Origin of the sequence: Streptomyces sp. NBC_01618, assembly GCF_045209435.1 — a bacterium.
In the GTDB taxonomy this organism is placed as follows: Bacteria; Actinomycetota; Actinomycetes; order Streptomycetales; family Streptomycetaceae; genus Streptomyces.
In genome coordinates this window covers 900,048-923,011 of the sequence record NZ_CP109297.1, presented here as the reverse complement: position 1 = coordinate 923,011, position 22,964 = coordinate 900,048, and the positions used below count along the sequence as shown (strand labels likewise).

Genomic DNA, 22,964 nt, shown 5'->3' with positions numbered 1-22,964 from the left:
GGTGTCAGTGACCGCCACCGGTCGAGCCCGATTGCGGTGTGCCGGACTTGGCTGCGCCCAGGACCTTGTTGCCGGACGTATCGAGTACGTACCACTTGGCGCCGGAATCGTTCACCCCTTGGCCGTTGATGTCTCCGGCCTTTCTGTCGCCCGCGAAGTAGTACAGCGGGTGCCCGTTGTACGTGACTTCCCTGCTGCCGTCACCGCGCTTCGTGGTACCCAGCAGACCGGCCTTCACGCCCTTGCCGGCGACCGGCTCACCGCTGACCGTCAGCGGCGGCCACTCCTTGGCGCATTCTCCCGAGCAATTCGACTTGGACGTGGTGTCGGCGAGCCAGAGGTAGAGGGTCCGGCCCTTGCCGTCGGCCAGGATGGTCCCGAGCGGGCTGGACGCGGAGGCCACGGTTGCCGAGGCGGAGGCCGATGCCGACGGGGAGGCCGGGGCCGCGGGGGAGGAGCTTCCCGATGCCGCCGGGGTGCTCACCGCTGTGGATTTCGACGCCGTCGACTTCGTACCGCCGCTGTTCGAACAGCCGCCGACGGCGGCGGCGAACAGCCCCACCGCGATCACGGCCGCGGCTGTCCTCGCATGGTTCCCCATCACAAGAGCTCCTCGGATCGGGCCGCCGCTCCGGCGGCACTCTGGCCCGAACGTTAGGTGCCGTTCGACCGGGGGGAAGGCAGGCGCTCGGGATGACCCGGCGGTCGAATCCATCCGGGTGCGGGTCTGCCGTCCACCGGTACTCCAGCCGGCCCCGCCGACTGCCCGGGAGGGTGGGAGTTGCGGCGCGGCGCCTTGCCCGATGCCCGAATTCCAAGATCATCTTGCGGGGTTCCCGAACGCGGGGCATCCGGGGCGGGCGGGATGTTCAGGACATGCGGGACGCCCGGGACGCGCGCCCCTGGTCCGTTGCAAGGCCGCCCCGGTCCGCCTGCCGGGACGCCCCCGGTCCGTCTGCCAGGACGCCCCGCATCCCCCGAACCCAGGAGTTCCCCCGATGCCTCTGAGCGCCGCTTCCGCCGCCGCTGCCCTGCTCACCCTCACCGCCGCGGTGCCCGCCGCGGCCGCCTGGTCCGACGACCCGGTGCCGGACCGCGGGCTCTTCCTCGCCGTCTCCGGGAGCGAGAACACCTGGATCCGTGGCCTCGCGCTGGTCTGCCCGCCCGCCCCGGACGCCCACCACCCCGAGGCGGCCGCCGCCTGCGCGGCGATCGACGAGGCGGCCGGCGATCCGGCCGCGCTGCCCGGCGAACCGCACCTGTGCAGCCAGGAATACGACCCGGTGACGGCCACCGTCACCGGTAAGTGGGACGGGCGCCCCGTCTCCTGGCAGAAGACGTTTCCCAACGCCTGTGTGATGGACGCGGCCACCGGGCCGGTCTTCCGTTTCTGAGTCCGGCCGTCCTGAGCCGGGCTGCCCGCCCGGCTCAGGATTCGCGCGTCGCGGCCATCCCCGCGGTGATCAGCCCCAGTACCACCCATCCGAACCAGAGCCAGCCACTGCTCCCCAGCGCCACCGTGTAGGCGGTGACCGCCACCAGGGCCGCCACGGTGATCACACCCATGGTCTTCGTGGATCCGGACATGCCCTCACCCTCCTCATCGGCCGGGTGGCCGTGGATGCCATCGTCACCCCGGAGGCATGCCCACCGCTACTGCCCGCGCGCTTGCAACGAGGCGAGATAGGCGTTGTACGCCTGCAGCTCCTGATCCCCGTCCCGGTCCGCCGCCCGGTCCGAGCGCCTCGCCGTCCGCTGCTCGGAGCGGTACCACTGGAAGACCAGCGCGATCAGCACCAGCACCGACGGGATCTCGCTGAAGGCCCAGGCGATACCGCCCGCCCAGTTCTGATCGCTCAGCGCGTCGATGCCGAGCGAGGCCGGCGGATTCTTGTACGTCTCCACCATCGGCGTCGTCGCCATCATCAGCGCGATACCGAAGAACGCGTGGAACGGCATCCCCGCGAACAGCTCCAGCATCCGCATCACGTAGCCGGGCCGGTGCGGCCCCGGGTCGACGCCCATGATCGGCCAGAAGAACACCAGACCCACGGCGAGGAAGTGCACCATCATCGCGATGTGTCCGGTCTTCGAGCTCATCAGGAAGTCGAAGAGCGGGGTGAAGTACAGCGCGTACAGGCTGGCGATGAAGAGCGGAATCGTGAAGACCGGGTGCGTGATGATCTTCATGTAGCGGCTGTGCAGCAGCATGAGGAGCAGTTCGCGCGGCCCGGTGCGGCCACGTCCAGCGACCGGCAGCGCACGCAGCGCCAGGGTCACCGGAGCGCCCAGCAGCAGCAGGATCGGCGACAGCATGCTGATCACCATGTGCTGCACCATGTGCACGCTAAACATGACCATGCCGTAGTCGTTCAGCTTCGTGCACATCACCAGGGCGATGGACAGCACGCCGACGACGAAGAAGACGATGCGGCCGGGCGGCCAGTCGTCCCCGCGTCGGCGCAGCCGCAGCACGGCGTACCCGTACAGGCCGATCGCGAGAACGCAACCGATGAGGAAGAACGGGTCCGCGGAGAACTGGAGTCCACGTCCCAGCGTGAACGGCGGCAGATCCATGTTCATGCCGTGCCCGCTGTGATCCATCTGTTCACTCCCGCTGGGGACGTCCCCGTTTCGTGCCGGTTGTCCCGACCAGAGTAGAACTGCCCCCGGCCGCAGCTGCGGCCGGGGGCAGTTCGTCGGACAGGGCGTCGCTCAGAGCACGCACTCCGCCTCGGCGTACCGCTCGGCCGGGACCGTCTTCAGCGTCTCCACGGCATCGCCCAGCGGCACCATCACGATGTCCGTGCCGCGCAGCGCCGTCATCATGCCGAACTCGCCGCGGTGCGCGGCCTCCACTGCGTGCCAGCCGAAACGGGTGGCGAGCACCCGGTCGTACGCGGTCGGGGTTCCGCCGCGCTGCACATGGCCGAGGATCACCGGGCGGGCCTCCTTGCCGAGGCGCTGCTCCAGCTCGGTGGAGAGCTGCGTGGCCATACCGGCGAACCGCTCGTGTCCGTAGATGTCCTTGGTGCCCTGCTCGATCTCCATGGACGAGCCCTCGCGGGGCTTGGCGCCCTCGGCGACGACGACGATCGCGAACTTCTTGCCGGCCGAGAAACGCTTGCCGACCACCTCGGTCAGTTCGTCGATGTCGAAGGGGCGTTCCGGCACGACGATGGCGTGCGCGCCGGCCGCCATGCCCGAGTGCAGGGCGATCCAGCCGGTGTGGCGGCCCATGACCTCGACGATCAGTACCCGCTGGTGCGATTCGGCGGTGGTCTTCAGTCGGTCCAGCGCCTCCGTGGCGACACCGACGGCGGTGTCGAAGCCGAAGGTCACGTCGGTGGAGGCGATGTCGTTGTCAATCGTCTTCGGTACGCCGACGATCGGCAGACCCGCCTCGGAGAGCAGATGGGCCGCCTTCAGCGTGCCCTCGCCGCCGATCGGGATGATCACGTCGAGACCGAGGTCGGCGACATGGCCCCTGGCCTGCTCGACGCCGCCCCTCAGATGGGCGGGCTGGACCCGGGAGGAGCCGAGGATCGTGCCGCCGCGGGCAAGAATGCCGCCGACCGCGTCGAGGCCGAGCTTGCGGTAGTCGCACTCGAGGAGACCCTTCCACCCGTCGTGGAAGCCGATGACCTCGTCGCCGTGGTCGACCACCGCGCGATGCACGACGGAACGGATGACGGCATTCAGGCCGGGGCAGTCGCCGCCGGAGGTGAGCACACCAATTCGCATTGCCCGGGAAACCTTTGCAACGTGGGCCGACGACCGGACCACGTCGTCCGGTTGGATCCCCGCCACCCTACCGGCGCAGGGTGGCGGGACCGAACCGGACGTCCGCCTGCTGGACTCCGCTCAGACGAGCTGAACACGCCTCATCAGGCGGGCTGGGTCGCCGAGGCGATGCGCTCGGCGCGCAGCGCCTCGTACCAGCGGTCGTCCGTCGGCGGCAGAGCGTTGACATCGAGGGCCAGCTTCAGCAGCAGATCCGCGATCAGCGGGTTGCGCGCCATGACGGGGCCGTGCATGTACGTACCGAAGACGGTGTCGTTGTACGCGCCCTCCGTGCCGTCGCCGGTGCCGTTGCCCCGTCCGAACTGCACCCGGGCGAACGGCCGTGCCGTCGGGCCGAGATGGGTGATGCCCTGGTGGTTCTCGAAACCGGTCAGCGGCGGCAGGCCGAGGCGCGGGTCGATGTCGGCCAGTACGTCTCCGACGCACCGGGCCCCCTCGCCACGGGTGGAGACCACGTCGAGCAGCCCGAGACCGGCCTCGCGCTCACCCAGGTCGTTGATGAACTCATGGCCGAGGATCTGGTACCCGGCGCAGACCGAGAAGATGATCGCGCCGTTGGACGCGGCCCGGCTGAGCCCGCCGTCGCGGCGCAGCCGCTCCGCGGCGAGCCGCTGCGGCCGGTCCTCACCGCCGCCGATCAGATAGATGTCGCCGGACGTCGGGACCGGCTGGTCGCTGCGGACGTCGACGCGCTGCACATCGAGACCGCGCTGCCGGGCCCGGCGCTCCACCACGAGCGCGTTGCCCTGGTCGCCGTAGGTGCTGAGGAGGTCGGGGTAGACCCAGACCAGACGCAGACCGTTGTTGCTCATGCTTCGTCCTCTCCGGAGGTGGCCGGGGCCGGGGTCAGTTGCCGACACGACGGCGCAGGTCCTGGAAGGCGGTGTAGTTGGCGATGACCTCGATGCGGCCTGGCGGGGCCTGCTGCACGGCCTCGTCGAGGTTCTCGCAGACCCGGAAGTCGAGACCGGCCACTTCGAGACGGACCGCGAGGTCCAGCTTGCGGTCGCCGAGCACGAAGATCGGGTGACCGGCGAGCTGGGTGTAGTCGACGTCCCACAGCCAGGAGGTGTCCGTGCCGTCCGCGCCCCGGGCGTTGACGGAGAGGATCACCGGGGTGGGCGGCGGGTCGATCAGGGAGAACGTCTCCAGCCAGCCCGCGGGGTTCTTCGCCAGCAGCAGCCGCAGCTCGCGGCCGAGGAAGCCGACCACGTCGTAGCGGCCCGCGACGGCCTGCACCTGGTACATGCGCTCCAGCGCGACCTGCGGCGGCACACCGAAGACGGCGGCCACGGCGGCGGAGCTGGTGGCGTTGGCCTTGTTGGCGCGGCCGGGAAGCTGGAGGTGGATCGGCCACGCCGAACCGTGCGGGTCCAGGACGTAGTCGCCGTGCAGCACCCAGCTCGGCGCGGGGCGGCGGAAACCGCACTCGCCGCAGAACCAGTCGTCGCCGGGGCGCTGCATCACACCGCCGCAGGACGGGCAGGACCAGGCGTCGTCCTTCCACGCCTGGCCCGCCGCGACCCACACCACATTGGGGGAGGAGGACGCCGCCCAGACGATCAGCGGGTCGTCGGCGTTCGCGACGATCACGGCCTTCGAGCCGGACAGCCCCTCGCGCCACTTCTCCGCGAGCATCCGGGTCTCCGCGGCGCGGTCCAACTGGTCGCGGGAGAGGTTGAGAAGTGCGATCACCTTGGGCGTCGTATCGCGCGCGACCCCGGCGAGGTACTTCTCGTCGACCTCTATGACGCCGTACTTCGCGTCCGAGCCGCCCGCCAGTGCCGAGGTGATGCCCGCCGGCATGTTCGCGCCGAGAGCGTTGGACACGACCGGGCCCGCGGCCCGCAGCGCCTCGGCGATCAGCCGGGTCGTCGTTGTCTTGCCGTTCGTCGCCGACACGAGGATCACGTCCAGGTGCTGCGCCAGCCGCCCCAGCAGGTCGGGGTCGAGCTTGAGTGCCACCCGGCCGCCGATCACCGATCCGCTGCCGCGCCCCGCAGCGCGCGACACCGCCGCCGCGGCCTTACCCGCCGTCACGGCCAGCTTGGCCCGCGGCGACAGCGGCTCCGTGTTGCCTGCCATCGTCCTAGATCCTCCTTGCATCGGTCCACGCCCAGCCTATCGATGTCCGGCGCGGCGGCCGCACCGCGGCACCGCCGGGAAGGCGGAGGTCACGTGGAACGTACGATTGCCGCCATGCGAAACCGCCCGATCCCCGGCAGTTCCGGACTGATTCGTGCCATGAGCCTGCTCGGTGATCCGGTGCTGCACGGCGCCTGCGAACCCGTCACGGACTTCGGCCCCTCGCTCGCCCGCCTCGTCGAGGACATGTACGCCACCATGTACGCGGCCCAGGGCGTCGGGCTCGCGGCCAATCAGGTCGGCGTTGCGCTGCGGGTGTTCGTCTACGACTGTCCGGACGACGACGACGTCCGGCACCTCGGACATCTCGTCAACCCGAAGCTGGTCGAGGCGGACGGCATCACCGTACGCGGCCCGGAGGGCTGCCTCTCGCTCCCCGGTATCGAGGCCGGCACCCCGCGCTTCGACCGGGCCGTCGTCGAGGGCGTGACCGTCGAGGGCGAGCCGGTACGGATCACCGGGACCGGCTTCTTCGCCCGCTGCCTGCAGCACGAGTGCGACCATCTCGACGGCATGGTCTACACGGACCGGCTGACCGGGCTGCGCCGGTCGAGGGCGCTGCGCGCGGCCCGCCGGGCGCCCTGGGCGCGGGGCGGCTGACCGCCCGCGCCGCAGCGGACGCCGGCGGTCACCCGCCCGGCTCTCAGAATCCCGGGCCGCCGGGCCGGTCGCCCACGTCGGCCAGTCTGCCCCACAGCAGATCTGCCAGGCTGCGCACCAACTGCTCACGGGAGCAAGGGCGTTCGCCGAGCCACCAGTCGCCCGCGGCATGCATCATGCCGACGATGCCGTGGCCCCAGATGCGGGCCATGGCCTCGCTGTCGGGCCCCAGGTCCACTCGCTCGGCGATGACCAGGGCGAGTTCCTCGCCGAGCCTGCGCAGCAGCGGCGCGGAGTGCCGTCCGACGTCGAAGCCCTGTTCGGTCGAGGGCGCGGAGTCGTCGGACGGGTGCATCAGGAAGCGGTAGACCTGTGGACGGGCCTCGATCGCCGCGAGATAGGTGTCGAGCGTCGACTCCACACGCCGACGGCGCTCGGCCGGCGCGTCCAGCGCGGCCCGCAGAGCTATCAGCAGGGCGTCGGTGTGTCGCTTGGCGAGGGCGCGGTAGAGACCGCCCTTGTCGCCGAAATGCCGGTAGAGGATGGGCTTGGTGATTCCGGCCTCCGCGGCGATGGCGTTCATCGAGGCGCCCGGCCCGTCCCTGAGCACCACGCGGTCGGCGGCTTCGAGCAGCTCGCGGCGGCGGCTCTCGGCCGCTGTCCGATGCCGCTCGGCCTGTCGTGTGGTCTCCATGTCGCCTCTCCCCGCCCTGGCCATGCACATTGCGTCCTGCCTGCGCAACGTAACACCCTGGCCCGCGGCGTGTGGATCGGCACCCGAGCGGTTGACAGAGGCTACTTGTCGGTAACAGACTGCGGTTACCGCAAGTAACCAGTGGTTTTTTTCAGGGCAGTACGTGGAGGGGAACATGGCCGAGTTCACGCTCGAACTCAACGATGACCAGAAGGAGGTCCGTGACTGGCTTCACGGCTTCGCCGCGGACGTGATCCGTCCGGCGGCTTCCGAGTGGGACGAGCGTGAGGAAACGCCCTGGCCCGTCATTCAGGAGGCGGCCAAGGTCGGCATCTACTCCCTCGACTTCTACGCCCAGCAGTTCTTCGACCCGACGGGCCTCGGCATCCCGATGGCGATGGAGGAGCTCTTCTGGGGGGATGCGGGCATAGCCCTCTCGATCGTCGGTACGGGCCTGGCGGCCGTGGGCGTCCTCGCCAACGGCACGGAGGAGCAGATCGGCACCTGGATCCCGCAGATGTACGGCGACGCCGACGACGTGAAGGTCGCGGCTTTCTGCTCCTCCGAGCCGGACGCGGGTTCCGACGTCGCCTCGATGCGCACCCGCGCGGTGTACGACCAGGCCAAGGACGAGTGGGTGCTGAACGGCACCAAGACCTGGGCGACCAACGGCGGCATCGCGGGCGTCCATGTCGTCGTCGCCGTGGTCGATCCGGAGCTCGGCTCCAAGGGGCACGCCTCGTTCATCGTGCCGCCGGACACCCCCGGTCTTTCCCAGGGCCAGAAGTTCAAGAAGCACGGCATCCGTGCCTCGCACACCGCCGAGGTCGTGCTGGAGGATGTCCGCGTCCCCGGTCACTGCCTGCTCGGCGGCAAGGAGAAGCTCGACCAGCGCCTGGCCCGGGCCCGCGAGCGCGCCGCGTCCGGTGGGGAGCGGGTGAAGAACGCGGCGATGGCCACCTTCGAGGCCTCCCGCCCCGCCGTCGGCGCCATGGCGGTCGGCACCGCCCGTGCCGCGTACGAGGTCGCGCTGGAGTACGCGAAGACCCGCACCCAGTTCGGCCGGCCGATCATCGACAACCAGGGCGTCGCCTTCCAGCTCGCCGACATGCGTACGCAGATCGACGCGGCCCGGCTGCTGGTCTGGCGCGCCTCCTGGATGGCGACCACGGGCAAGCCGTTCACCTCGGCCGAGGGCTCCATGTCCAAGCTGTACGCGAGCGAGACGGCGAAGAAGGTCACCGCGCAGGCCGTCCAGATCCTCGGCGGCAACGGCTTCACCCGTGAGTACCCGGTGGAGCGGATGCACCGGGACGCGGCGATCTACACGATCTTCGAGGGTACGAGCGAGATTCAGCGCCTGGTGATCGCCCGCACCCTCTCGGGCATGCCGATCCGCTAGCGCGGTGCCGCGGGGTGGGGGCGCTGCGCTCGATCGCGGTGCCTCTGGCCCCGCTTCTGTCGTCAATCGCCGGACGGGCTGGATATTCGGCGGGCGGGGTGGCTGCTCGGCCGGGTGGGCCGGCTGCGGTGTTCGGCCCGCCCGGCGGTGCGCATCCGTCAGGCGGGCAGCACGGCCTCGATTGCCGCCACGAGCTCCGGCGCCTCCGGTTCCGTGCGGGGGCGGATGCGGGCCAACGGCTCGCCGGACGGGGAGATCAGGAACTTCTCGAAGTTCCACTGCACGTCACCCGCCTCGCCGTCCGCGTCCGCGAGCTGCGTCAGCTCCGCATACAGCGGGTGCCGCCCGTCACCGTTGACGTCGACCTTCCGCAGGAGCGGGAAGCTGACTCCGTACGTCGTCGAGCAGAACGTCTGGATCTCCTCCGCGCTGCCCGGCTCCTGGCCCGCGAACTGGTTGCACGGAACACCGAGCACGGTGAAGCCCCGGTCCCCGTACTCCTTCTGCAGCCGCTCCAGGCCCGCGTACTGCGGGGTGAGCCCGCACTTGGAGGCGACGTTCACCAGCAGGACCGCCTGGCCGCGGTAGGCGCCGAGGGTGGTCGGCTCGCCGGCGAGTGTGTGGAGCGGAATGTCGTACAGCGTCATGAGGGTCTCCTTGTAGGTCGCTTCCGAGGCCATTCTTACGCCCACAGGCTCATCGGCACGAAGCCGACCGCCCGGCCGTCCGGATCCGGCAGCCGGCCCATGAGCCTCACCGCCCGCAGCGCGACCGCCCGGTCGGCGATGCGCAGATGGGGGAGGTGCGAGGCGAGACGTATCTCCAGGTCCTGGGCGTCGACGAGGGATGAGGTTCAGACCGTCGCGATCAGATTGGTCGGGCCGGCCAGGGCCAGGCACTGCCGGATCTCCGGCAGCTTCGCCAACTCCCTTGCGGTGGATTCCAGAAGCTCCGCCGCCACGCTGCCGAAGAGCGTCACGGCGACCGGCGAACCCGACAGTGAACGGACCTCCTGCCATCGTCCGCGCCATGAGTAGCTGGGCTGCGTCGGAACAAGCGGCGTCTCACGGTGCGCCGAAGACTCGGGCGGCCGGCGCCGTCGCGTCGACCGTGACGGCGAGGACAGCACCGGCGACACCCGTGGCCCCTGTCAGTCCGTGCCGGGCCGTGGTGATGAGCAGGCGGCCGCCTTCCGGGACCAGGCACACCGAGGTGGGTTGTGGGGTGGGCAGCGGGATGGTCGCGTCGAGTGTGCCGTCGGGCCGGTATCGATGGACGACCCCGTGGCCCCACACTGCCACCCAGAGCCGCCCGGTGTCGTCCACGGTCATGCCGTCGGGGCTGCCACCGGCAGTGACACGGGCGAACTCCTCGCGGCCCGTCGGATTTCCGTCCCTGTCGAGGGTGCAGCGGTGGATGACACCGGCAGCACTGTCGGCGACGTAGAGCAGCTCGCCGTCGGCGGAGAAGGCGGGGCCGTTGACGATGGTCATGCCGTCGAGGACGCGGTGTACGGAGCCGTCGGGATCGGTGCGGTATAGGGAGCCGGCGCCAGGTGTGCCGTCGTAAGGCATGCTGCCCGCCCAGAACCGGCCGTGCGGGTCGCACACCCCGTCGTTCATGCGGGTCGGAACGGGGGAGTGCTCCTCGGGGCGGGCCAGCCACTCGGCCCGGCCATCCGGCGTCAGCAGGGCGATGCCGGTGCCGGCGGCGGCTATCCAGTGGCCGGGGCGGCCGTACACCGGGGCGACCGCGCCGAGGGGGACGTCGAGCCGCAGCAGTTCGCGTGGTGTGCGCCTCCCATCATCCAAAACCTCCAACAGTCGTCCGGCGAGGATGTCGACGTAGACCAGACGTCCGTCGACCCAGCGGGCCCCCTCGCCGAGCTCGTGGTCGCCGTCGGCCCAGATGTCGGCTGGTGACTCATGTCGGTTCATCTGATTCCTCCGTGGATACTCCGCCCTTCAGGGCGGAGAGGAAACGGACTCCTGCGGAGCAGGGCAAGGGCTGCGATTCGCCGCCAGGGCGGATCACAGTGCTCTGACCCGCAGATTTGATTCAGGTGTTTCTTCAGACGGTGGGTCAGCGCAGGGTCGTGCCCGCCGGACTGTCCAGCAGGGCGAGTTCGGAGCGGGTGGGCAGCCCTTCCCAGTCGCCGCGGGTGGCGACTGCGAAGGCGCCCGTGGCCGTCGCCCGTTGCAGGCGTTCGACGACGTCCAGGTCGTCGAGCAGTGCGGAGAGATAACCGGCGACGAAGGCGTCGCCCGCTCCGACCACATCGCGGACGGGCACGCTGCGGACCCCGGAGTCGACCGTGCCCTCGGCTGTCGTGACGCAGGCGCCATCGCCGCCGCGAGTGATCACCACCTCACGCCTCCCCTCGGCGATCAGGGTTGCGACGGCCTCCTCCTCGGCGAGCGACGGGTCGCTTCCCACCAGGTGCAGTTCGTCGGCGGAGGCGATGAGGATGTCGGAGCGGCGGGCCAGTGGCAGCAGAGTCCGTCTGGCCTGCTCCGTCGACCACAGCCGGGCACGGTAGTTGACATCCAGACAGACTGTCGCCCCCAGCTCCCCCGCCCGCTCGGCGGCGACCAGGACGGTTTCGGCGGCGGACGCGCCGAGGGCGGGAGTGATCCCGGTCAGGTGCAGGACGCGTACCCCGGGGCGCAGCGCGGCCAGGACGTCCGGGGGCCGGAGCGTCGCTCCGGCCGAACCGGCGCGGTAGTAGCGGACTCTGGCCAGGTCGCCGATGCCGTCCTCGCGTACCAGCAGCCCGGTCGGGCGCCCCTCGGTGTCGGCACGGGCATGGGACACGTCGACCTGTTCGGCGCGCAGAGTGCGCAGGACGAGAGCCCCGAACTCGTCGTCTCCCACGGCGCCGACCCAGGAGACGTGGTGGCCCAGGCGGGCCAGGCCGATGGCGACGTTCGACTCCGCGCCGGCGACGGACAGTTCCATGGGGCGGGCGAGCTTGATCGGGCCTGTGGCTCTGAGAGCGGCCATGGTTTCGCCGACGGTGACCACGTCGGGCGCTCGGAGCGCGCTCATGCGGTCACCGCTCCGGCCAGCGCGGCGCGCCAGCGTGCCGCACGGGCACGTAGTGCGGCGAGGTCGCCGCCACTGGCCGCGTCACCGATCAGGGGGCTGCCGACACCGACCGCGACGGCGCCCGCGGAGAGGAAGGCGATTGCCTGCTCGGTGTCGATGCCGCCGACGGGGATGAACGGTACCTCTGGGAAGGGGGCTCGCAGTGCCTTGAGGTGGGCCGGCCCACCGAGGGACGCGGGGAAGAGCTTCACGGCGAGGGCGCCGGAGCGGACCGCCGCGATCACCTCGCTGGGTGTCAGCGCGCCCATCAGTACGGGGAGTTGAACCGCCCCCTCCGCAGCTAGGTCGGGGACGAACCCGGGTGTGACCAGGAAGCCGGCTCCCGCGTCGGCGGCACGGGAGGCGTCGTGCGCGGTCAGGACCGTACCCGCGCCGAGCGCGGCATCGGGGCCCAGTTCACGGCGAGCACGCTCGATCACCCACAGCGCGTCGGCGGTGGTGAGGGACACCTCGGCAGCGGTGATGCCTTCTTCGGCCAGGGTGAGCACGGTGCGCAGCGCGGCCTCGCGGTCGCGGCCGCGCACGATGGCGAGGGTGCGGTGAGACAGGTCGGTCAGTTTCATCAGGGACTTCCGGGGAGTGTCGGGGGAGGAGTGTGTGGTGTACGGGGGGCGCGGGTGGCCGATATCTCGAGTTCCCAGCACAGCTCACCGCAGGACGGGACCGTGGCTGCGTCGTCCGGTCCGGCCTCGGCTAGGTCGAAGACGGCACCGAGCATGGGTTCAACGCCGATGCTGCGGTAGGGCGCGCCGTCGGGCCAGCCGCCGAGGTTGCGCCACAGTGCGACGGACACGGGGATGTCCGCGTCGGTGTGTACGGTGAGCGTGAGGGTGTCCGGACCGTCGATGACCCGCACGCTCGGGCAGTCGGTGATGATCGCCCCGACGGCGGTGCCGTCATCGGGACCGAGCCGGTCCAGCCGCAGCCCGAACGGGGAGGGCCAAAAGCCCGTGAGGTGGGGTGCGCCGGGGGGCCAGGCACGGTCGAGCAGCGTCGCCGCCTCGGGGAAGAGCCTGGTCGCCGCGGAGCGGGGCGCGTCCAGCCGGGCGTCGCGGCCGACGTCGAGCAGGGCGTGGGCCGCCCACAGCAGACGGTATCCCGGATCGGCGGTCAGCCGGTAGCGGGCCCGCAGGGCGTCCGGACCTTGCCGGATCGTCCGGCGCAGGACGAAGTCCGGGCATTCCAGCACGTCGCCGTCGCGGGTGCGCTGCCAGGGGCGGGACCAGGCGGCGCCGTGATCGGGGGTGCCGCGCACCGTCGGAAGGCACTCCTCCAATCCGCCGGCGTCGACAAACGCGTCACCTGGGCGGACGGCGTGGCGCGCGGCATCAGGGCGGTGCCACAGCCACTCCCGGCCGCCCGTGCGCAGGGAGGTCCAGCGGCCGCCGTGGTCGGGGTCGGTCTCGGCCAGGACCGGGAGCCGTGCGGGGCGGGGCAGCGCGGGTCCGGTCACCATTCCGCGAAGGACCCGTCGCTGTGTCGCCAGACCGGGTTGCGCCAGCGGTGCCCGATGGCGTCCGCGCGTCGGACGGCGTTCTCGTCGATCTGGATGCCGAGGCCCGGTCCGGTGGGCCGGGCGGCGTGTCCGTCGGTGAAGTGGAACGGTGTGGGGTCGAGCAGGTAGTCCAGCAGGTCGTGACCGCGGTTGTAGTGGATTCCCAGGCTCTGTTCCTGGATGAGGAAGTTCGGTATCGCGAAGCCGAGTTGCATGCTCGCGGCGAGCGCGATCGGGCCGAGCGGGCAGTGGGGGGCCATGGCGACGTCGTGGACCTCGGCGAGTGCGGCGATGCGCCGGACCTCCGAGATGCCGCCGGCGTGCGAGACGTCCGGCTGGGCTACGGCGATTCCGCTGGCCAGCACGTCATGGAAGTCCCAGCGGGAGTACAGTCGTTCGCCCAGTGCCAGCGGCACCGAGGTGACGCCGACGAGTTGAGGCAGGTTGCGAGAGTGTTCCGGAAGGACGGGCTCCTCGACGAAGAGGGGGTGCAGGGGCTCCAGCAGTGGCAGGATCCGCTTCGCCGTGGCGGTGGACATCCGGCCGTGGAAGTCGATGGCCACGTCGCGGTCGTCGCCGAGTACCTCGCGGACGGCGGTGACCCGGTCCACGACGGCCCGGCTCTGCGCGAGCGTGTCGATGGGCCGTAGCTGTGCGGAGCCGTTCATCTTGACCGCGGTGAACCCGGCCTCGACCTGTTCGCGGGCGAGTTCGGCGACGTGTTCGGGGCTGTCGCCGCCGATCCAGGCGTACACCCGCAGCCGGTCGCGGACGGCGCCGCCGAGGAGTTGGTGCACGGGTACGTCGTGTGCCTTGCCGGCGATGTCCCACAGGGCCTGGTCGATGCCGGCGACGGCGCTGGAGAGGACGGGGCCGCCGCGGTAGAAGCCGCTCTTGGTGAGCACCTGCCAGTGGTGCTCGATGCGCAGCGGGTCCTCGCCGACGAGCAGGTCGGCGAGTTCGTGCACGGCGGCGCGGACCGTCTCGGCCCGGCCCTCGATCACCGGTTCGCCCCATCCGGTGATGCCCTCGTCAGTGGCGATGCGCAGAAACAGCCAGCGTGGGGCGACAAGGAACGTCTCCAGTGCTGTGATCTTCATCCGGTCTCCTCCGGGGGGCGGTTCTTCATCACGTTCCGCAGGTCGGCGCCGGCCTGGTCGAGCAGCGCGTGAACGGCGCGTTCGGCCGCGTCGGGGTCCTGCGACTGCACGGCCGCGAGGACCGCGTCGTGGGCGGGGATCGAGTCGGTCCAGTGGTCCGCGCCGTGCACGAGGTGGTCGCGCACCCGGAGACCGGCCTCGAGGACGACCTCCATGCGGGTGAGTAGTTCGTTGTGGGTAGCGGCCAGCAGCGACCGGTGGAACGCGAGGTCGGCCTCGACCATCGCGTCAGTGTCCTTGCCGGCTGTGGCCATGCGCTCCAGCGCCTCGGCCAGGGCGGCGAGGTCGTCGTCGTCGCGGCGCAGGGCCGCGAGACGGGCCCCTGCCGGTTCGACGATGCCACGGACCTCGGCGAGATTGTCCAGGAAGCCGGCGTCCGGGATGCCCTGGCCCTGCCAGCGCAGCAGGTCGCCGTCGAGCAGGTTCCAGTCGGAGCGGGGCCGGACGAAGGTGCCGCGTTTCTGCCGGGAGTCGATCAGGCCCTTGGAAGCCAGGACCCGCAGGGCCTCGCGCAGCACGGTCTTGCTGACCTGGAGTTCCTGCTCGATCCGGTCGGGGTACAGAAACGACCCGGGTGCATGGACGCCGCGGACGATGCGCTCGCCGAGGATGTCGACGATCTGCTGGTGCAGACCGCGTGTGGGCTGGTTCATGTGGGCTCCCCCCCAACGAGCGCGGGGTCGTCCCTCGGGACGTCCGGTGCGCGGATCTTGGTTCATGTCAGGAGGAAGCTTTGACGACGGACCAGCCGCCGTCGACCACGAGGGACGTGCCCGTGACGTAGGAGGCGTCGGCCGACGCCAGGAAGGCGACTGCGGACGCGACCTCCTCGGGTCTGCCGAAGCGTTTGGCCACCGTCTCGGCCATGCTGTCGGCCCGCCCGGCCTCATCCACGCGGTCCCAGGCCGCGGTCATGATCGGACCCGGCAGGACGGTGTTGACCCGTACCTGAGGCCCGTATTCGACGGCCAGTTGCCGCCCCAGAGCCACCAGCGCTCCCTTGGCGGCGGCGTAGGCGGGATGCCCCGGCAGACCGATCAGCGCGTGGACGGAGGAGGTGAGGACCACCGAGCCGTGGCTGTCGCGCAGCGCGGGGGCGAAGGCGCGCACGCCGAGCCAGGCGGCCTTGAGCGTGACTGCCAGCTGGCCGTCCCACTCCGGCTCGGTCAGCTCGTGGGCGGCCTTGACGACCACGGAGTAGGCGTTGCTGTGCAGCACGTCCAGCCGGCCGTAGCGGTCCGCCACATGCGCGGCGAGGTCGTCCCACATCCCCGCCGACGTCACGTCGCCGTGCCGGTACTCGGCCCGGCCGCCCTGTTCGGTGATCGCCGCTACCGTCTCCCGGCCCGCGGCGTCGGCGATGTCCACGACGACCACCGCCGCACCCTCTGCCGCCAGCCGTTGTGCCGTCGCGGCGCCGATCCCGGCGGCGCCGCCGGTGATCACCGCCACTCGGCCCTGGAATCGGAGGCCCGTCTGCTCTGTCATGCGGCACACCGTACCTCTGGACATTAATTATGCAAATACCTTGACAGGGGGTCCGGTCGAGCCCAGGATTCCGCAGGACGACGCGTGAGAAGGTGGCGCGGCGCACGGCCCCACCGGACCCGTGCCGCCGACTCGGGCTTCCGGTGCGGGCGCTGCGGTGCGCACGATGCGCAGGGCTCCATCGACACCGTGAGCACACACCGGCGTTCCGGACGCGGTCGACAAGGCCGCCATGGGCTCCGACGCGTCGAGACACATGACCAGCCCGAGCCGCGCGCCTCGACCGTGCCACCGCACCACCCTCACGGGCGGCACGGACCGTGGCCGACGCCCCGGCCGGAGCCCAGTGCCCCGGTCCGCTTACCTGAGTTCCGAACTCTCCCTCAATGGAGCCGACATGTTCACCACACACCAACGCCGGAACATCGCTGCCGCTACCGGCCTGTTGCTCACCCTCGGCCTGAGTACCGCTTGTTCCTCCGGCAAGGAGACGGGAGGAGGGGACTCGACGGCCAAGGCAGGGGGCAAGATCTCTCTCACCTACCTGCAGAAGCAGGGCGACCAGGAGTACTTCGTCAGCGAGGCGGCGGGAGCCAAGGCGAAGGCGAAGGCGCTCGGCATCGACCTGAAGGTCGTCAACCTGGGCAACGACGCCAACAAGACGGTGAGCGAGGTGCAGTCCGCCGTCGCGCAGAAGGCCAACGGCGTGATCATCGTCGTGCCGGACCCGGCCGTCGGTCCCCAGGTGGTGCAGACCGCGCGGGACGGCAAGGTCGCCCTGCTGACCTCGGACGACCAGATCTGCACCACCGGTCCCGACCCGGTCGCCTGCGGCAAGAGCGACCTTGTTCCGCGCATCGGTTTCAGCGGTCAGCAGATGGGTGAGCAGGTCGGCAAGCGGGCGGCGGAGGAGTTCGACAAGGCGGGCTGGAAGGCCGCCGATACCCGTGTCGTCTCGGCGTGGAAGCAGGACGTGACGGTCTGCGGCGACCGGGTCGCCGCCGCCAAGAAGGCATTCGACGCGGCCGTGCCGGGTGTGAAGGTCCTCGACGTGCCCACCGACAACACCCCGACCGGCGCCCAGGACAAGATCGCGGCGACGATCACCGCCAACGCGGGCGTGAAGAACTGGGTCGTGTGGGGCTGCAACGACGAGAACGTCATGGGCGGGGTCACCGCACTGCAGAACGCGGGCATCGGCCCGGACCACGTCATCGGTGTCGGTCTGGGCGCGTACCTGGCCTGCAAGGAGTGGCAGGCGGACAAGCCCAGCGGAATGAAGGCCGCGCTGTTCATCAACGGCAAGGACGTCGGTGCGCTGGCCGTGCAGACGATGTACGACAAGCTCAAGAACGGCAAAGACTTCCCGCAGGAGGCCTTCGCCCCCACGACCATGGTCGACGCCTCCAACTGGCAGAAGTCCGGCGTCAACTGCGGCTGACGCTGCTTCCGGCCGGCTGCCGCGGGACAAAGGCCGCAGCCGGCCCGCTGCATCCCGCCGCTTTGAACACCGACCTGCACGACACCTTTGAGGTGAACCGATACATGACCAGTCCTCACAAGAACACGGCTCGAACAGGCCCGGCGGGCAAGGAACCCGAGCCGGGGACCCCGAACGGTTCCGTCGGCGTCGCGGCGGTCACGAAGCGCTTCGGCGCTGTGCGGGCGCTCGGCGGTGTGACGCTCGAATTCCCCTGTGGTCAGGTGACCGCGCTGATGGGTGAGAACGGGGCGGGGAAGTCCACTCTCCTGAAGATCCTCACCGGCGACCATCAGCCCACCGAGGGGCACGTGCTGATCGGTGGCGAACGCGTGCTGCTGGGCTCACCGGCCGACGCGCGTGCTGCGGGGATCCGCATCATCCCGCAGGAGCCGGAGATCATCCCGCACATCTCCGTCGCGGAGAACGTCTACGCGGGCGCCCTGCCCCGCAAGGCCGGACGGCTTCTGGACCGCGCGGAGCTGCGCCGCCGGATCGAGAGCGACCTTCAGCGACTCGGCTTCGCCGACGTGCTCGACCCGGACCTCCTGGGTGCGCAACTCACGCCAGCACAACGTCAGTTGGTGGAGATCATGCGGGCGCTGACGGGCTCCGTCCCGGCGCGGCTGATCGCCTTCGACGAGCCCACATCGTCCCTGTCGGAACACGAGGTGGAGGCGCTGTTCGCACTCATCCGGCGGCTGCGCGGGCAGGGCATCGCCGTCGTCTACGTCTCGCACCGCATGCAAGAGATCTTCCGGCTCGCCGACCGGATCGCCGTACTGCGCGACGGCAACCTGGTCGGTGTTCAGCAGGCGAGCACCACCAATGAGGGCGAACTGGTGCGCCTCATGGTCGGCCGGGACCTGTCGAGCATGTTCGTCCGGCAGAAGGTCGCCACCGACCGTCTCGTGCTCGACGTCAACAACCTCACGACCGACGACGTCACCGACATCTCGTTGCGGGTCCATGCGGGGGAGGTGGTGGGGCTGGCCGGGCTGATCGGCGCGGGCCGCTCGGAGCTGGCCCTGGCGCTCGCCGGCGACCTGCCCATCCACAGCGGCACCGCCACCCTCGACGGCAAGGCGCTGCGCGCCGGCGACCCCGGCGCCGTCATCCGCGCCGGTCTCGGGCTCGCGCCCGAGGAACGCAAGGCGCAGGCACTGTTCCTGCAGCAGTCGATCCGGGAGAACACCTCCCTGGTGGTCCTGGACCGGTTGCGGCGCCTGAGGTTCATCAGGCGGTCCGCGGAGCGGGAACTCGCCCAGCAGTACACCGACCGGTTGCGCGTACGTACCCCTTCCATCAACCACGAGGTCCGCAAGCTGTCCGGCGGCAACCAGCAGAAGGTCGTCCTGGCCCGCTGGCTGGCCCGCAAGCCCAAGGTGCTGATCCTCGACGAGCCGACGCGTGGCATCGACGTCGGTGCCAAGGCCGAGATCTACCAGATCATCGCCGACCTCGCCGCCGAGGGCGTCGCCCTCCTCGTGATCTCCTCCGAACTCCCCGAACTCCTCGGCCTCGCGGACCGGGTGGTCGTGATGCAGGGCGGCCGGATCACCGGGGAACTCGACCATCACGACGCTACCGAAGAATCCATCCTCGCCCTCGCCATGGCCGACGACATCGTCGACGCCGGCGCCTCTGGAGCAAACTCATGACGACCACGACGACTTCCACAGTACTGAAGGGAAACCCTGAGGACCCGCGGCCCGCCGGGCCGAAGCGGTTCGCCGGCCTCGGCGGGCAGAACATCAGCCTCATCGGTGCTCTGGCCTTTGTGCTGATCCTGTTCGGAATCCTCAACAGCAACTACCTCAGCTGGTCGAACATGCAGGTGATCGCCGAGGCCGCCACCATCACCGGCCTGCTGGCGATCGTGCAGACCGTCGTGATCATCTGTGGCGGGCTGGACATCTCCGTCGGTTCCCAGGCAGGCGTGGCGTCCGTGGTCAGTGCCATGGTCTTCACCTCGGCCGGTTCCAACGCCTTCGTCGGCATGCTTGCCGCGGTCGGCGTCGGTCTCCTCATCGGGGTCCTGAACGGTCTGGTCATCGTCTACGGCAGGGTCAACCCCACCATCGCCACACTCGCCGGGCTCGCGGCCTACAAGGGCCTCGCCCAGCTTCTGTCCGACGGCCGGGCCCAGGGGTACGTGCTCAACAACGACGTCTTCATCTTCCTCGGCCGTGGCAAGATCGCCGGCCTGCCCGTCATGGTCTGGATCCTCGTCGTCGTCGCGGCGGCCGTGCACCTCCTGCTCAAGTACACCGACATCGGGCGCAACATCTACGCCATCGGCGGCAACGACACCGCGGCCCGCCTTGCCGGCATCAACATCAACAAGTACCTGATCGCCGTTTACGCACTCGTCGGCATCGTCGCCGCCATCGCCGGCATCCTCCTGACCGCCCGCACGGGGTCCGGTCAGCCCACCTCTGGCAGCGAGGGCCTGGAACTGAAGGCGATCACCGCCGCCGCGCTCGGTGGCGCCGCGCTGAAGGGCGGCAAGGGCGGCATCGGCGGCACCCTTCTGGCCGTGGCTCTCCTCGGCTGCCTCGAGAACGGACTCACCGTCCAGGGCATCAACAGCTTCTGGCAGAACGTCGCCCAGGGCGCGCTCCTCGTCATCGCCGTCGTCATTCAGCAACGCCGCAGCGGCGAGCGCCCCGTCGGACTGCCGCACTGACCACCGCTCACCGGATTCCACGGGTGACCCCGCACGTCAGTCGCCCCTACCCAGAGATGAGGTCTCGATGACAGACACCACCACGGCGACGGGCAGGACACCGCGCGGTGCGCACCGTCGCCCGCGTACTGCCGTACTGGCGGCGGCCTTCCTGCTCTCGCTCTGCGCGCCTGTCCCGATCGCGACGGCCGCGTCGGACGGCGCCGCCGAGACGGTCGTCGACGTCACCGACTTCGGCGCCGATCCGACCGGCAAGCAGGACAGCGCCGCGGCTGTCGCCCAAGCGATGCGGCACGCCAAGACCCTGAAGGGCCCGACGAGGATCCTGTTCCCGCACGGCACTTACCAGCTCTATCCGGAGCAGGCCGAGACCCGGGAGCTCTATCTCTCCAACACCGTGGGCGCGAACCAGACCTACCGCGACAAGCGGATCGGCATTCTGATCGAGGACATGCGTGACGTCACCATCGACGGCGACGGCTCGCACCTGCAGTTCCACGGGCTGATGAGCACGTTCGTGGCGATCCGTTCGCGGAATGTGGCCGTCACCGACTTCAGCTTCGACGTCACCGCGCCCAAGGTGGTCGATGCCGAGGTCACCGAGGCCGGCGTGGAGAACGGGCACGCGTACCGCGTGCTGTCCGTCCCGCCAACCAACGGCTTCTCGGTGGCGAACAACCATGTCACCTGGCTCGGCGAGACGAGCCCGGCCACCGGCCTGCCGTACTGGTCGGGCGTCGACAAGATGCGCTACAGCCAGACCTACGACCCGGCGGCCCAGCGCACCTGGCGCGGCGCCAATCCGTTGTTCAACAACGTGTCCGCGATGAGCGACCTCGGCGGGCAGAAGCTGCGCATCGATTACTCCACCGCCACCGCACCGGGCGATCGCGGGCTCGTCTACCAGATGCGTGAGGACACCCGGGACACGGCATCGGCCGTGTTCTGGGAGTCGAAGGACATCACCGTGCGCGGTCTCAAGGCCCGTTACCTGCACGGCTTCGGCTTCCTCGGGCAGTTCAGCAAGAACATCACCATCGACGGCAACGAGTTCCGCACCGATCCGGCCTCCGGGCGCAGCACGGCCGGATTCGCGGACTTCGTCCAGATGTCCGGAATCAAGGGCCACGTGCAGGTCACCGGGAACATCTTCGACGGCGCGCACGACGACGCGATCAACATCCACGGCACCTACGTCGAGGTCACCTCGCGGCCCGCCGACAAGAAGGTGCTCACCCTCGCCTACAAGCACCCGCAGACAGCCGGTTTCCCCCAGTTCCACCCCCGTGACTCGGTCGAGATCGTGGACAAGCGCACCATGGCGCCGGTGCCGGGTGTGACCGCGAAAGTCGTGTCGGTGGACGGCCCTTCCGGTACCGACCACGACAAGTCCCTGACCAGCATGACGGTCACGTTCGACAAGGCGATACCCGACACGGTGACGGCAGGGAACTTTGTCGTCGAGAACACCACGTACACCCCCACCGTCGACATCAGCGGCAATACCTTCCGCAACATCCCCACCCGAGGTGTCCTGGTCACCAGCCGCAAGCCGGTCGTGATCAAGGACAACGTCTTCGACGGCATGCAGATGTCCAGCATCTTCATCTCCTCCGACGCTTACCAGTGGTACGAGTCCGGCCCCGTCAATGACGTCCTGATCAGCCACAACACCTTCAAAAGGCCCGCCGGCCCGGTGATCCTCGTCGAGCCCACCAACCAGGTCGTCGATGCCGCCGAGCCGGTGCACCACAACATCCGAGTGGAGGACAACACCTTCCAGACCGGCGACGTGAAGCTGCTCGACGCCAAGAGCGTCAGCGGCATCACCTTCGTGCGCAACGACGTCTCCCGACTCGACCGGGAGTCCACCTTCACCGCCCGGGCGAAGAACCCCTGCCCGGCGCCCGGCACCACCACGGAGGTGCGTGCCACCGCCACAGCCTCGACGTACTCCACCCCGCTGTTCAGCTACCGGGGCTCGTCCGGCGCCTCGATCAACGGCAACAACTTCGACAACGGCCTCAATCTGCGCGCCGATCTGAACGCCACCGACACCGCGCAGGTCACGAGCGACGAGGTGGTCCAGGGCGCCGACCACATCCTCCCGCTGCTCCCGTCGACGACCTGGGCCAGCAGCGACACTGCGGTCGCCACTGTCGACGGGAGCGGGAAGGTCACCGCGAAGGCGGCCGGCACGGTCACCCTCACCCCGAGCGCGCCCAGCCAGCTCGGGCGCGTCACCGGCGTTCCGGTCACCCTGCACATCGGCGGGGACCCCTCCTCGTCCGGCTGCGCCAAGCCCCCCCTGAGCCTGAACACCGGCGACTGGTCGGTCGTTCGGGACCAGCCCGACCACCGCACCGTGCGACCGACGGACACGCTGGCGCTGACGCCCACCGGCCACGGATTCCTGTGGGCCGGACAGAACAGCGCCCGCAACGTCCTCCTCACCGGTGTCGGCAACGGCACGGGCACCACGACGGTGAAGATGACCGGACGTACCACCCGCGGTTACATGGAGGCCGGGCTCATCCTCTACCGCGGCGACAACGACTACATCGCCCTCCAGCGCAAGCACAACCAGGGCGCACCGACCCTCACCGTCTCGACCGAACACAGCGGGTCCCCGGCGGAGCCGGCCCGTATCCCCGATCCCGCTCAGGAGGACGTCTGGCTCCGACTGCAGCGCACCGGCACGAGCGTGACCGCCTCGTACTCCCTCGACGGCACGACCTTCACCGCTGTCGGCGGACCGCTCGACGCGTCCTGGCTCGGCGATGCCCGCTTCGGTGTACTGGCCGAGGCCGAGAACAGCTCTGCCGCGGACACGCCGTTCCTCTTCAGCGGATTCACCGCCGGGGACGTCAAGGTCCGGTTCGCTTCGGAATGGTGACCC

The 22,964-nt window shown here is 70.0% G+C and carries 23 protein-coding genes; 7 read left to right on the top strand and 16 right to left on the bottom strand.

From position 1 onward, the window contains the following. Positions 1 to 4: 4 nt before the first annotated feature. Positions 5 to 601 (bottom strand): hypothetical protein, encoded by a 597-nt coding sequence (locus OH735_RS04415; protein ID WP_406379629.1) that lies wholly within the window; start codon positions 599 to 601, stop codon positions 5 to 7. Between the two features lie 397 nt (positions 602 to 998). On the opposite strand from OH735_RS04415, the gene OH735_RS04410 reads away from it, so the two are divergent. Further along, a complete protein-coding gene (locus tag OH735_RS04410) occupies positions 999 to 1,394 on the top strand; it encodes an SSI family serine proteinase inhibitor (RefSeq protein ID WP_406379627.1) in 396 nt (131 codons plus the stop codon). Positions 1,395 to 1,428: 34 nt separating this feature from the next. Here OH735_RS04410 and OH735_RS04405 read toward each other — a convergent pair whose 3' ends face one another. The 5 genes from OH735_RS04405 to OH735_RS04385 form a co-directional block, all read right to left on the bottom strand. Next, the gene (locus tag OH735_RS04405) at positions 1,429 to 1,587 is read right to left on the bottom strand and encodes a hypothetical protein (RefSeq protein WP_389994347.1); all 159 of its coding nucleotides are present in this window, start codon (positions 1,585 to 1,587) and stop codon (positions 1,429 to 1,431) included. Between the two features lie 66 nt (positions 1,588 to 1,653). Next, positions 1,654 to 2,604, bottom strand: a complete 951-nt coding sequence (locus OH735_RS04400) for a cytochrome c oxidase assembly protein (RefSeq protein WP_406379625.1) — start codon at positions 2,602 to 2,604, stop codon at positions 1,654 to 1,656. 111 nt (positions 2,605 to 2,715) lie between these two features. Next, a complete protein-coding gene (locus tag OH735_RS04395; RefSeq protein ID WP_406379623.1) occupies positions 2,716 to 3,744 on the bottom strand; it encodes a 6-phosphofructokinase in 1,029 nt (342 codons plus the stop codon). A 143-nt stretch (positions 3,745 to 3,887) separates the two neighbouring features. Continuing rightward, the gene (locus OH735_RS04390) at positions 3,888 to 4,616 is read right to left on the bottom strand and encodes a type 1 glutamine amidotransferase (RefSeq protein WP_406379621.1); all 729 of its coding nucleotides are present in this window, start codon (positions 4,614 to 4,616) and stop codon (positions 3,888 to 3,890) included. A 34-nt stretch (positions 4,617 to 4,650) separates the two neighbouring features. Next, entirely contained in the window at positions 4,651 to 5,889 is a 1,239-nt protein-coding gene (locus OH735_RS04385; RefSeq protein WP_351084807.1) for a MurT ligase domain-containing protein, read from the bottom strand. Positions 5,890 to 6,003: 114 nt separating this feature from the next. On the opposite strand from OH735_RS04385, the gene def reads away from it, so the two are divergent. Further along, positions 6,004 to 6,549: a peptide deformylase gene (gene def / locus OH735_RS04380; RefSeq protein WP_406379620.1), complete on the top strand. Its 546-nt coding sequence runs from the start codon at positions 6,004 to 6,006 to the stop codon at positions 6,547 to 6,549. A gap of 43 nt (positions 6,550 to 6,592) precedes the next feature. Here the strand turns inward: def and OH735_RS04375 are convergent, their stop codons facing one another. Next, positions 6,593 to 7,243 carry a TetR family transcriptional regulator gene (locus tag OH735_RS04375; RefSeq protein WP_406379618.1) on the bottom strand — a complete coding sequence of 217 codons (651 nt, stop codon included), beginning with the start codon at positions 7,241 to 7,243 and terminating at the stop codon, positions 6,593 to 6,595. 175 nt (positions 7,244 to 7,418) lie between these two features. Here OH735_RS04375 and OH735_RS04370 point away from each other — a divergent pair, with 175 nt between their 5' ends. After that, positions 7,419 to 8,645, top strand: a complete 1,227-nt coding sequence (locus OH735_RS04370) for an acyl-CoA dehydrogenase family protein (protein ID WP_406379617.1) — start codon at positions 7,419 to 7,421, stop codon at positions 8,643 to 8,645. A 158-nt stretch (positions 8,646 to 8,803) separates the two neighbouring features. On the opposite strand, the gene OH735_RS04365 is transcribed toward OH735_RS04370, so the two are convergent. The 9 genes from OH735_RS04365 to OH735_RS04325 all read right to left on the bottom strand — a co-directional run bounded on the left by OH735_RS04365 (position 8,804) and on the right by OH735_RS04325 (position 15,896). Continuing rightward, positions 8,804 to 9,292, bottom strand: coding sequence for a glutathione peroxidase (locus OH735_RS04365; RefSeq protein ID WP_406379616.1), 489 nt, complete (start codon positions 9,290 to 9,292; stop codon positions 8,804 to 8,806). A 206-nt stretch (positions 9,293 to 9,498) separates the two neighbouring features. Next, positions 9,499 to 9,624, bottom strand: a complete 126-nt coding sequence (locus OH735_RS04360; RefSeq protein WP_406379614.1) for a hypothetical protein — start codon at positions 9,622 to 9,624, stop codon at positions 9,499 to 9,501. A gap of 85 nt (positions 9,625 to 9,709) precedes the next feature. After that, complete coding sequence (locus tag OH735_RS04355) at positions 9,710 to 10,582, bottom strand: SMP-30/gluconolactonase/LRE family protein (RefSeq protein WP_406379613.1); 873 nt, start codon at positions 10,580 to 10,582, stop codon at positions 9,710 to 9,712. A 145-nt stretch (positions 10,583 to 10,727) separates the two neighbouring features. Then, positions 10,728 to 11,693, bottom strand: coding sequence for a sugar kinase (locus OH735_RS04350; RefSeq protein WP_406379611.1), 966 nt, complete (start codon positions 11,691 to 11,693; stop codon positions 10,728 to 10,730). Then, on the bottom strand, positions 11,690 to 12,316 hold the full coding sequence (locus tag OH735_RS04345; protein WP_406379609.1) for a bifunctional 4-hydroxy-2-oxoglutarate aldolase/2-dehydro-3-deoxy-phosphogluconate aldolase: 627 nt from the start codon (positions 12,314 to 12,316) through the stop codon (positions 11,690 to 11,692). The genes OH735_RS04350 and OH735_RS04345 overlap by 4 nt, the downstream gene beginning before the upstream one ends. After that, positions 12,316 to 13,209 carry a hypothetical protein gene (locus OH735_RS04340; RefSeq protein WP_406379607.1) on the bottom strand — a complete coding sequence of 298 codons (894 nt, stop codon included), beginning with the start codon at positions 13,207 to 13,209 and terminating at the stop codon, positions 12,316 to 12,318. Before OH735_RS04340 ends, OH735_RS04345 begins: the two co-directional genes overlap by 1 nt. After that, positions 13,203 to 14,348 (bottom strand): galactonate dehydratase, encoded by a 1,146-nt coding sequence (gene dgoD, locus OH735_RS04335; protein ID WP_383763693.1) that lies wholly within the window; start codon positions 14,346 to 14,348, stop codon positions 13,203 to 13,205. The genes OH735_RS04340 and dgoD overlap by 7 nt, the downstream gene beginning before the upstream one ends. Next, on the bottom strand, positions 14,345 to 15,061 hold the full coding sequence (locus tag OH735_RS04330) for a FadR/GntR family transcriptional regulator (RefSeq protein ID WP_406379605.1): 717 nt from the start codon (positions 15,059 to 15,061) through the stop codon (positions 14,345 to 14,347). Before OH735_RS04330 ends, dgoD begins: the two co-directional genes overlap by 4 nt. Positions 15,062 to 15,128: 67 nt before the next feature. Continuing rightward, positions 15,129 to 15,896 carry an SDR family NAD(P)-dependent oxidoreductase gene (locus tag OH735_RS04325; protein WP_406379603.1) on the bottom strand — a complete coding sequence of 256 codons (768 nt, stop codon included), beginning with the start codon at positions 15,894 to 15,896 and terminating at the stop codon, positions 15,129 to 15,131. A 397-nt stretch (positions 15,897 to 16,293) separates the two neighbouring features. On the opposite strand from OH735_RS04325, the gene OH735_RS04320 reads away from it, so the two are divergent. From OH735_RS04320 to OH735_RS04305, 4 genes are all read left to right on the top strand, one after another. After that, positions 16,294 to 17,337 carry a substrate-binding domain-containing protein gene (locus tag OH735_RS04320; RefSeq protein WP_406379601.1) on the top strand — a complete coding sequence of 348 codons (1,044 nt, stop codon included), beginning with the start codon at positions 16,294 to 16,296 and terminating at the stop codon, positions 17,335 to 17,337. A gap of 104 nt (positions 17,338 to 17,441) precedes the next feature. Further along, positions 17,442 to 19,037, top strand: a complete 1,596-nt coding sequence (locus OH735_RS04315) for a sugar ABC transporter ATP-binding protein (RefSeq protein WP_406379599.1) — start codon at positions 17,442 to 17,444, stop codon at positions 19,035 to 19,037. Continuing rightward, positions 19,034 to 20,065 (top strand): ABC transporter permease, encoded by a 1,032-nt coding sequence (locus tag OH735_RS04310; RefSeq protein WP_406379597.1) that lies wholly within the window; start codon positions 19,034 to 19,036, stop codon positions 20,063 to 20,065. Before OH735_RS04315 ends, OH735_RS04310 begins: the two co-directional genes overlap by 4 nt. 67 nt (positions 20,066 to 20,132) lie before the next feature. Then, complete coding sequence (locus OH735_RS04305) at positions 20,133 to 22,961, top strand: DUF1349 domain-containing protein (RefSeq protein ID WP_406379596.1); 2,829 nt, start codon at positions 20,133 to 20,135, stop codon at positions 22,959 to 22,961. The last annotated feature ends 3 nt before the right edge of the window (positions 22,962 to 22,964 follow it).

Coding starts and splice junctions, on each gene's coding strand:
- OH735_RS04390 (WP_406379621.1), bottom strand. CDS start 4,616: ATGAGCAACAACGGTCTGCGTCTGGTCTGGGTCTACCCCGACCTCCTC.
- OH735_RS04395 (WP_406379623.1), bottom strand. CDS start 3,744: ATGCGAATTGGTGTGCTCACCTCCGGCGGCGACTGCCCCGGCCTGAAT.
- def (WP_406379620.1), top strand. CDS start 6,004: ATGCGAAACCGCCCGATCCCCGGCAGTTCCGGACTGATTCGTGCCATG.
- OH735_RS04400 (WP_406379625.1), bottom strand. CDS start 2,604: ATGGATCACAGCGGGCACGGCATGAACATGGATCTGCCGCCGTTCACG.
- OH735_RS04330 (WP_406379605.1), bottom strand. CDS start 15,061: ATGAACCAGCCCACACGCGGTCTGCACCAGCAGATCGTCGACATCCTC.
- OH735_RS04405 (WP_389994347.1), bottom strand. CDS start 1,587: ATGTCCGGATCCACGAAGACCATGGGTGTGATCACCGTGGCGGCCCTG.
- OH735_RS04305 (WP_406379596.1), top strand. CDS start 20,133: ATGACAGACACCACCACGGCGACGGGCAGGACACCGCGCGGTGCGCAC.
- OH735_RS04325 (WP_406379603.1), bottom strand. CDS start 15,896: ATGACAGAGCAGACGGGCCTCCGATTCCAGGGCCGAGTGGCGGTGATC.
- OH735_RS04365 (WP_406379616.1), bottom strand. CDS start 9,292: ATGACGCTGTACGACATTCCGCTCCACACACTCGCCGGCGAGCCGACC.
- OH735_RS04320 (WP_406379601.1), top strand. CDS start 16,294: ATGTTCACCACACACCAACGCCGGAACATCGCTGCCGCTACCGGCCTG.
- OH735_RS04355 (WP_406379613.1), bottom strand. CDS start 10,582: ATGAACCGACATGAGTCACCAGCCGACATCTGGGCCGACGGCGACCAC.
- OH735_RS04315 (WP_406379599.1), top strand. CDS start 17,442: ATGACCAGTCCTCACAAGAACACGGCTCGAACAGGCCCGGCGGGCAAG.
- OH735_RS04375 (WP_406379618.1), bottom strand. CDS start 7,243: ATGGAGACCACACGACAGGCCGAGCGGCATCGGACAGCGGCCGAGAGC.
- OH735_RS04340 (WP_406379607.1), bottom strand. CDS start 13,209: ATGGTGACCGGACCCGCGCTGCCCCGCCCCGCACGGCTCCCGGTCCTG.
- OH735_RS04350 (WP_406379611.1), bottom strand. CDS start 11,693: ATGAGCGCGCTCCGAGCGCCCGACGTGGTCACCGTCGGCGAAACCATG.
- OH735_RS04385 (WP_351084807.1), bottom strand. CDS start 5,889: ATGGCAGGCAACACGGAGCCGCTGTCGCCGCGGGCCAAGCTGGCCGTG.
- OH735_RS04410 (WP_406379627.1), top strand. CDS start 999: ATGCCTCTGAGCGCCGCTTCCGCCGCCGCTGCCCTGCTCACCCTCACC.
- OH735_RS04415 (WP_406379629.1), bottom strand. CDS start 601: ATGGGGAACCATGCGAGGACAGCCGCGGCCGTGATCGCGGTGGGGCTG.
- OH735_RS04370 (WP_406379617.1), top strand. CDS start 7,419: ATGGCCGAGTTCACGCTCGAACTCAACGATGACCAGAAGGAGGTCCGT.
- OH735_RS04310 (WP_406379597.1), top strand. CDS start 19,034: ATGACGACCACGACGACTTCCACAGTACTGAAGGGAAACCCTGAGGAC.
- OH735_RS04345 (WP_406379609.1), bottom strand. CDS start 12,316: ATGAAACTGACCGACCTGTCTCACCGCACCCTCGCCATCGTGCGCGGC.
- dgoD (WP_383763693.1), bottom strand. CDS start 14,348: ATGAAGATCACAGCACTGGAGACGTTCCTTGTCGCCCCACGCTGGCTG.